Genomic DNA, 4,820 nt, shown 5'->3' with positions numbered 1-4,820 from the left:
CCCCGACCGCCGGCGGCGCGAGCACCAGGTAGAGGGCCAGCGCGCCGATCCCGGCCAGGAGCGAAGGCGTCCAGTCGGCACTCCCGGCGGGGATCGCAGGAGATCCCGGTGTCGTTGGTTTGGTTCCTGTCACCAATGGGTGTCCCTTCCCGTGACGGCTCTCCGGCACATATCTGCCCGGGGATTGTAGAGCCAGTCAGCCTGCACGTCGATTCCCGCTTGCCGTCGCGACGGCGACGATGGCGCCTTGACCGCCGACCGCCGCGTTCCTAAGGTGTTTCGGGAGGACATCATGAACGTTTGGTTCCCTGCAACGGCCGTCCGTCGCGCCGCCGTGTTCCTGACCGCGAGCCTGGCGCTGCTCGCCGCCGGCTGTGCGAGCGGGCCGCCGCGCGTCGGCGGCGTGGACGGGGTCTCGCCCGCGCCCGACAGGCCCTGGATCCCGCCGGCGTCCACCGCGGTCGCCGTGTCGCCGTCCGGAACCGCCATCCCGCCCGAAGAAGCCGCGGCGCGTTTGGCGAACCTCACCCTGGCCGAGGTCGTGGACATCGCGCTGGCCAACAGCCCCGCCACGCGCGAGGCCTGGGCCAACGCCAAGGCCGCCGCCGCCGGCTACGGCGCGGCGCGCGGGACGCGCCTGCCCACGCTGGACGGGAACGCCTCGCTGTCGCGCGGCAACGCGGCTTCCGCGCAGAACCGCTCCGGGACCTGGTCCACCACCTACGGGCCGGGCGTGACCCTGTCGTGGCAGCTGCTGGACTTCGGCGGTCGCGCCGGTCGCGTCGAGGCCGCGCGGCAGGGCCTGCTGGCGGCCGACTGGACGCACAACGCCGTCATCCAGGACGCCGTCCTGGACGTGGTGACCGCGTTCCACAACTACGGCGGCGCCAAGGCCATCCTCGAGGCGAACCGCGTCTCGTACGCCGAGGCGGACAGCAGCCTCGCCGCGGCCGAGGCGAGGCACGAGGTCGGGCTGGCCACGATCGCCGACGTGCTGCAGGCGCGCACGGCCCGCGCCCAGGTGAAGCTGGACCTGCAGGCCGTCGAGGGGCAGGTGCGCACCACCAGGGGCGCGCTCGCGGTGTCGATGGGCTACCCGGCGAACGTGCCCTACGACATCGAGGTCGGCGTGCCCGAGGTCCCGCTCGACGGCGTCGTGCAGGCGGTGGACGGCCTGATCGCCGGCGCCGTGGCGGCGCGGCCCGACCTGCGGGCGGCGCAGGCGCAGGCGCAGGCGGCCGCCGCCCGCGTCCGCAGCGCGCGCTCCGACCTGCTGCCGACGCTCTCGGTGAGCGGCTCGACGGGGCGCCTCTGGACCGACGGCGCGGACGACCCCGTCGACCGCACGAGCGGGGCGCTGACCCTCAGCATCCCGCTGTTCGGCGGCTTCTCGGGCCGCCACGAGCTGGCGCGGGCGCGCGCGGAGGCCGACGCGGCCGCCGAGCGGGCGCGCGGCTACGAGCAGCGCGTCGTCTACGAGATCTTCGTCGCGCACAGCGACTTCCTCACCGCCACCGAGCGCGTCAGGACGGCCGAGGAGCTGCTGGCCAGCGCCGAGGCCTCCGAGCAGGTGGCGCTGGGACGCTACCGCGAGGGCGTGGGCGACATCCTGGACCTGCTCTCGGCGCAGCGCGCGCTGGCGACGGCGCGCGCCCAGCGGATCAACGCGCGGCTCGGCTGGTTCACCTCCCTGGCGCAGCTCGCCCGTGACGCGGGCGTCCTGGGACTGCACGGCGCGAACCCCCTGGCACCCGACAACCTGCACCCCGAGGTGGCCCGATGACGGCGACGACCCGGCACCACGCATCCGTCCCGACGCTGCTCGCCAGCGCGTTGGCCGTCGTCCTCGCCCTGGCGGGCACGGGCGCCAAACCCGCCGCGAAACCCTCGCCGCCGGTGCCGGTGGTGACCGGCGCCGTGAAGGTGCAGCCCGCGCCGCTGCTGCTGAACGCGGTGGGCACGGTCGAGCCGATCGAGTCCGTGGCGGTCCGCCCGCAGGTGGGCGGCGTGATCACGCGCGTGGCGTTCGCCGAGGGCGACGACGTCAAGGCGGGGCAGACCCTGTTCCAGATCGACCCGCGGTCGATGCAGGCGGCGCTCGCGGCGGCGCAGGCCCAGCTCGCGCGCGACGAGGCGCAGGCCGCCAACGCCGACGCCCAGTCCGCCCGCTACGCGAAGCTGGCGGCCAAGGACTACGTCACGCGCGAGCAGGCCGACGCGGCCCGCACCCAGGCGGACGTCTTCCGGGCCGCCGTGCAGGCCGACCGGGCGGCGGTGGAGCAGGCGAAGCTGAACCTCGCCTACGCCACCGTGTCGTCGCCCGTGGCCGGCCGCACCGGGAGCATCCTGGTGACGAAGGGCAACGTGGTGGCGCCGAACGGCAGCCCGCTCGTCGTGGTCAACCAGCTGAACCCGATCCGGGTGAGCTTCGCGGTGCCCGCGGACCGGCTGCCGCAGGTGCGCAAGCACACGGCGGGCGGCGCGCTCGCGGTCCACGCCCGCCCGTCGCGCGACGGCAAGGGCGAGGCGCTCCTCGGCCGCCTGGTCTTCGTGGACAACGCCGTCGGGGCCGGCACCGGCACCGTGACGCTGAAGGCGGAATTCCCGAACGGGGACGGCGCGCTCTGGCCGGGGCAGTTCGTGGACGTGGACCTGGTGCTCGCGGTCGAGGCCGACGCGCTGACGGTGCCCGCCGCCGCCGTGGTGACCGGGCGCGACGGCCTGTTCGTCTTCGTGGTGGGCGACGACCTCAAGGTCGAGAAGCGCGCCGTCGTCGTGGACCGCACCATCGACGGGCTGGCCGTGGTCGCGGGCGATCTGCGCGACGGCGAGGCGGTCGTGATCGACGGGCAGATGCGCTTGGCGCCCGGCGCGACCGTGGAGGTCAAGACGGCGAAGGCCGCGCCGAAAGCCGCGTCGGGGGGGGCGCGATGAGCCTCTTCATCCGCAGGCCGGTCATGACGACGCTGGTCATGCTGGCCATCCTGGGGGCCGGCGTCCTGGGCTACCGGCAGCTGCCGGTCAGCGACCTGCCGAACGTGGACTTCCCGACCATCTCGGTGTCGGCGGGCCTGCCCGGGGCCAGCCCCGAGACGATGGCCTCGGCGGTGGCCACGCCGCTGGAGAAGCAGTTCTCCACCATCGCCGGCATCGACAACATGACCTCCACGAGCAGCCTGGGCTCCACGTCGATCACCATCCAGTTCAGCCTGGAGCGCGACATCGACGCCGCCGCGCAGGACGTGCAGGCCGCCATCGCCGCGGTGCAGCGCCAGCTGCCGAGCGACATGCCGGCGCCGCCGTCCTACCAGAAGGTGAACCCGGCCGACTCGCCCATCCTGATGATCAACATCACGTCGCCGACGCTGCCGCTGTCGGTGCTGGACGAGTACGCGCAGACGATGATCGCGCGGCGCATCTCGATGGTCAGCGGCGTGGCGCAGGTGCAGGTCTACGGCACCCAGAAGTACGCGGTGCGCGTGCAGCTGGACCCGCAGGCGCTGGCCTCGCGCGGCATCGGCCTCGACGAGGTCGTGCAGTCGATCCAGGCGAACAACGTCAACCTGCCGACCGGGACGCTGTGGGGGCCCGACCGGGCGACGACCGTGCGCGCCACCGGCCAGCTGGAGTCGGCGGCGGAGTTCCGCCCGATCGTGGTGGCCTACCGCGACGGCGCGCCGGTGCGCCTGCAGGACCTGGGGCGCGTGATCGACAGCGTGCAGAACGACCGCACCGCGAGCTGGTTCGTCGACCAGCGCGCGATCATGCTGGCGGTGCAGCGGCAGCCCGGCACGAACACCGACGAGGTCTCGCGGGCGGTGCAGGCGCTGCTGCCGGACCTGCGCAGCCAGCTGCCGGCCTCGGCGACCCTGAACGTGATGATCGACCGCGCGCAGCCGATCCGCGAGTCGGTCCGCGACGTCAAGGCCACCCTGCTGCTGACGCTGTGCCTGGTGGTGCTGGTGATCTTCCTGTTCCTGCGCAACCTGTCGGCCACGGTGATCCCCAGCCTCGCCCTGCCCATGTCGCTGGTCGGCACCTTCGGGGTGATGGCGCTGCTGGGGCACAGCCTGGACAACCTGTCGCTGATGGCGCTGACCCTGTCGGTCGGCTTCGTCGTCGACGACGCCATCGTGATGCTGGAGAACATCTACCGGCACATGGAGATGGGGAAGAAGCCCTACCAGGCCGCGGTCGACGGCGCGCGGGAGGTCGGTTTCACCATCGTCTCGATGACGCTCTCGCTGGCCGCGGTCTTCATCCCGATCCTGTTCATGGGCGGGATCATGGGGCGCCTGTTCCGCGAGTTCGCGATCGTCATCATGACGGCGATCCTGGTGTCCGGCTTCGTCTCGCTGACGCTGACGCCGATGATGTGCAGCCGCTTCCTGAAGCCGCAGCACGTGAAGCACAACAAGTTCTACGACGGCATCGAACGGGTCTGGGTGGACGGGCTCGCCCTGTACGAGCGGACGCTGGGCACGGCGATGCGCCACAAGCGGGCCACCCTGTTGCTGTCGGCGGCGGTGTTCGCCGGCACGCTGGTGCTGTTCCGCGTCGTGCCCAAGGGCTTCATCCCCAGCACCGACACCGGGTTCCTCACCGGCACCACGGAGGGCGCGGAGGGCCTCTCGTACGAGGCCATGAGCACGCACCAGCAGTCCGTGGCGGCGGTGCTGGCGCAGGACCCGAACGTCGACGTCTTCATGTCGAGCGTGGGGGCCGGCGGCCCGACCGCCTCCGGCAACCAGGGGCGCTTCTTCCTGCGGCTGAAGCCGCGCGCCGAGCGGGAGCTGAGCGCCGACGAGGTCGTCAACAGC

At 72.9% G+C, this 4,820-nt stretch carries 3 protein-coding genes; all 3 read left to right on the top strand.

What is annotated here, in order from left to right; genetic code table 11:
- Nucleotides 1-292: 292 nt before the first annotated feature.
- Nucleotides 293-1,783, top strand: coding sequence for a TolC family protein (locus Q7W29_13160; protein MDO9172769.1), 1,491 nt, complete (start codon nt 293-295; stop codon nt 1,781-1,783).
- Complete coding sequence (locus Q7W29_13155) at nt 1,780-2,934, top strand: efflux RND transporter periplasmic adaptor subunit (GenBank protein MDO9172768.1); 1,155 nt, start codon at nt 1,780-1,782, stop codon at nt 2,932-2,934. The genes Q7W29_13160 and Q7W29_13155 overlap by 4 nt, the downstream gene beginning before the upstream one ends.
- The coding region (locus Q7W29_13150) for an efflux RND transporter permease subunit (GenBank protein ID MDO9172767.1) at nt 2,931-4,820 on the top strand (1,890 nt) is incomplete at its 3' end. The genes Q7W29_13155 and Q7W29_13150, both read left to right, overlap by 4 nt.

The organism is bacterium (assembly GCA_030654305.1).
GTDB lineage: Bacteria > Krumholzibacteriota > Krumholzibacteriia > LZORAL124-64-63 > LZORAL124-64-63 > PNOJ01.
The sequence above is the reverse complement of the archived record's forward strand: the minus strand, read 5'-3'. Positions and strand labels throughout refer to the sequence as shown.